The sequence below is a fragment of the Leptospira inadai serovar Lyme str. 10 genome, from assembly GCF_000243675.2.
Classification (GTDB): Bacteria; Spirochaetota; Leptospiria; order Leptospirales; family Leptospiraceae; genus Leptospira_B; species Leptospira_B inadai.
On sequence record NZ_AHMM02000019.1, the window covers coordinates 1 to 3,645 of the forward strand.

Sequence of the window (3,645 nt, forward strand, 5' to 3'; positions counted from 1 at the left end):
ATAATTTTGGACTGAACGTATCGGCAAGCGACACAGGAGTCGTGAATGCAGGAGTGAACTATAGCTACTCTGGCGGAGGCGATAACCGTTGGACGAATACTCTAAGTAATTTCGGAGGAGCGTTCTTAAACTTCTCGAATACGGGAGAGATTAGTCTCAGTAACCAGTTTAAGGGAGTCAATACGGTTAGCGTAGGATATAATACTGATACCCACAGCTTTGGACCGTTAGGAATCAACGGTAGCTTTAGTACTGATTTCTTGACATCACTTGTACAGGAACATGCGGCAGCGACCTACGAGAATGATCAATTATTAGCGTCTGCTAAAGTAGACCAGGCTAAGTCCTACGGAGATATCCTAGTCCAGATGGGAGAGTTTACTCCCGAAGAGATAGCGAATTTACATACTGATCCTAACGGCAACGAGAAGATCGTAGCAGCATTTAACGAAATCAAACAGAATGCGATTGATTCGGGTAATGAGGGAGCCTTTGGTCAACGTTTGCAGGATGCTATTAACAATTTAAACCAGCAGAACAACACAGACATTCCGGTTAACAATCCGTTAAACGACCGGTCCTCTTGGCCTCAGAACGCGGATGAGCAGGCAGCAGCAGATTTCTATTATGCGGCGGCAGAGGCGGCGAGGAAGCAAGAGGAAGAGAATGGAGTTCTTTTAGCAGATAATAGCAATCCGGATGGATCAACATCACCTTTCGGAGATGGTACTGCTTGGGACGGAAAGATTGTTAGTGGAGGAAATTCTGTTGAAGAAGGCGTTGGAGGAGATAATGGAAAAGGAAAAAACTCGAACGATGAAAAACTTCCAAATCAGCGAGCAATTGTTCACACTCACGAATATAGCGAAGGGACAAGGGTTGGATCGGGCAAATTAAACATTCGAGAAGGAGTTTCAAATCCGTTTGGTGATCCTACTTCAAAGGACATAAAACTTTCGGCCGCCTGGGGCAAAGGTGGATATCCTCAAAGCGGAAAAGATCATACAGGTGCAGATTTTATCGGGCCAAGCGGCAGTAAAATCAATGCAGCAATTTCTGGGATAGTTGTAAATATAACGAAAGGGGCTTCAATAATTGATGAAACTGGAAGACCTAGAGGCGTATTCTCCGAAAAAGGAGAGAACGGAGAAAAAGTATATTATAAATTTACTAGCAGTGGATCTACAGAGCGATTAACGAAAGCAGAATTAGATTCTTTAGCAAATCAGCCTAAAAGTAATTCGGGCAACAGTATTACGATTAGAACTAGTGTCGGTGGCAATACGTATGAATTAACATACAAACATTTACAAAATGCACCAACCTTAAAATCGGGCCAGCCGATTAAAGCAGGAGCTTCCGTAGGAATCGTCGGTTCTACTGGATATTCGACCGGTGAACATTTACATCTTATGGTTACAACGGACACTTATCCGTTCGATGTCCCTAAAGATTACATAAGGGTAAAAGATGGAAAATACCAAATAGATCCAGTCTATTTCTTAAATCACGTTTATAATAATTAAGTGAAACGAATGAAACGATATTTACTAGTATTCATCTTAATTCCGATTATTTCGTTATCGAGCCGTCCGATTGATGATTTACTTATCGCATCTAAGAACGGAGATGTAGGGAAAATTGAATCGATTTTAAAAAAAGGAAATGTGGATGTAAATGGCTTTATTAAAGGAAGTCTTCCTACTGAGGAGGAAGAAGCCGAAGTCGGCTTCCAATTTACTCCTTTGCATTGGGCCGTAAAAAACAATCATTTAGAAGCCGTCAAAGTTTTGATTAAGGCAGGAGCCAATATAAATGCAGTCGCAGGATATTCGAAAGAGACTCCTATATTTCTATCTCTTTCTCCGAAAAAAAGGGAAATCTTTAAATTTTTAATTAATTCATTAGCTGATTTGAAAAAAACCAATTCAAATGGGGAATCAATCCTAAATTTAGCCGTTCGAGAGCGAAACTTAGAAGCTATTAAGCTTTTAATAGATTTAAAATTAGATATAAATCACGGAGGAGTTGGAGGGGAGACACCGTTACATGAAGCAAGTGCGGATGGATACGACGAAGTTGTTGAGTTGATTATTGCAAATGGTGCTAAATTAAATATAATAACTAGAAAATCTTCTAATTTGGACAAGGGTGGGAACACTCCGTTGCATTATGCAACAATGTTCGGAAAAATAAGTACAGTAAAAATTTTACTAAAACATGGTGCCGATAAAACCCTTCGAAATGGGGATGGAAACACGGCCTTAGATATTGCAAAAAAAAAGGGGTATAAGGACCTCGTTAAGATTTTAGAATGATTATGTTCACATCCTCTTTTCAGGCAATGAATCTCCTTTCACACTCCGCGAAGGATCGACACGGGGTCACAAAAATCGCAGATGCGATTTTTTGACCGAAGTGGAGAGCCTGACCCGAAGAGAGAAAGCTGAAGGCACTGTAATGAAAAGTAGGTTGAGGGGCGCGGCCAAAAACAGAAACTCCGCCCTCCAGAGCGTGTCGACGTCCTTGACCCAAGGAATCACCGCAGCAGAGAACGTGTCGTTGTTAAGCGTAACCGCCTAATCAAGCCCACCTTTTGCTCCTCGGCCAATCGTGCTAAACTATTTTTAATGAACAGAACAAATGTAGATTGGCAGCAAGAGTTTGAGGAATTTTCAAAAAGCGGATTTTCGCAACCGCAATACTGCAAAAAGAAAGGACTAAAATACTCGGCCTTTCGTTACCACTGGAAGAGGCGGGCTAAGATTCAGCAAAAAGAAGAGAGCTTTGTAGAAGTACCTCAATCGGTTTCAAACAGCATTTCGTCGGTAGGGTCTGAATTTTTGACCCTAAAAATAGATTCGTCCGGCAAGGCTTCGCTACAAGTAAACCTTCAGTTTAGTTTGGGACAATGGAGCTAAATCCCGGCAGGAGAAAGTGTATTTACGACCTGGAGTCACCGACTTAAGGAAATCGATTAATACGCTTGCCATCATCGTAGAAGGCAGAATGAAGAAGGACTTGTATTCGGAGAGTGTATTTCTATTCTGCAATCGCAAGAAAGACAAACTGAAAATGCTCTACTGGGACAAGAGCGGGTTTTGTCTTTGGCAGAAAAGATTAGAGGAGAGTAAATTTCCTTGGCCGAACTCGGAGGAAGAAGTTCGAAAGATCCCGGTAGAAAGATTTCATTGGCTTTTAAACGGGATCGATTTCTTTAAAGAGCATAGGAAACTAAAATATAAGAAAGTGAGCTGAAAAGATTGACTAATTTAATCGCAAAATCTACATTTAGATGCCGTGTCCTTAGATATAAACGAACTGCCGAATGATGTAGAAGAACTAAAGAAAATTATTATATTCCAAAAATAATAAGTACTCTGAAGAATTGCGACTCCAAAGGCAGAGAGAAGCCGAGCATCTCGACCAAATTGAGCGCCTAAAGATCCAACTATTCGGAAGAAGGACGGAGAAATGGAGCCAAATCGAGATAGACCAAGGACTTCTTTTTAACGAAATAGAAAATTCCCTACAGAAGGATTCCACCGAACCTGAGGAAAAAAGCCTCTTCACCCCGGTTAAAAGTCGCACTAGAAAGAAAACGGGTCGTAAGCCGTTCCCTGATTATTTCCCTCGAATCAAGAT

General features: G+C 41.1%; 5 protein-coding genes and 1 pseudogene. All 6 read left to right on the top strand.

Annotated elements, in window-relative coordinates; translation table 11 throughout:
- Nucleotides 1-1,526: M23 family metallopeptidase (locus LEP1GSC047_RS13070; protein WP_039935008.1), on the top strand; the 1,526-nt coding region annotated here is incomplete at its 5' end.
- Between the two features lie 9 nt (nucleotides 1,527-1,535).
- Entirely contained in the window at nucleotides 1,536-2,318 is a 783-nt protein-coding gene (locus LEP1GSC047_RS13075) for an ankyrin repeat domain-containing protein (protein WP_020988798.1), read from the top strand.
- Between the two features lie 142 nt (nucleotides 2,319-2,460).
- Nucleotides 2,461-2,583: a hypothetical protein gene (locus tag LEP1GSC047_RS22370; protein WP_020988799.1), complete on the top strand. Its 123-nt coding sequence runs from the start codon at nucleotides 2,461-2,463 to the stop codon at nucleotides 2,581-2,583.
- 47 nt (nucleotides 2,584-2,630) lie between these two features.
- Nucleotides 2,631-2,921 carry an IS66 family insertion sequence element accessory protein TnpA gene (gene tnpA / locus LEP1GSC047_RS22165; RefSeq protein ID WP_010415162.1) on the top strand — a complete coding sequence of 97 codons (291 nt, stop codon included), beginning with the start codon at nucleotides 2,631-2,633 and terminating at the stop codon, nucleotides 2,919-2,921.
- Between the two features lie 16 nt (nucleotides 2,922-2,937).
- On the top strand, nucleotides 2,938-3,258 hold the full coding sequence (gene tnpB, locus LEP1GSC047_RS13085; protein ID WP_020988302.1) for an IS66 family insertion sequence element accessory protein TnpB: 321 nt from the start codon (nucleotides 2,938-2,940) through the stop codon (nucleotides 3,256-3,258).
- A 42-nt stretch (nucleotides 3,259-3,300) separates the two neighbouring features.
- Nucleotides 3,301-3,645, top strand: a pseudogene (locus tag LEP1GSC047_RS13090) (transposase domain-containing protein); the annotation flags it as partial.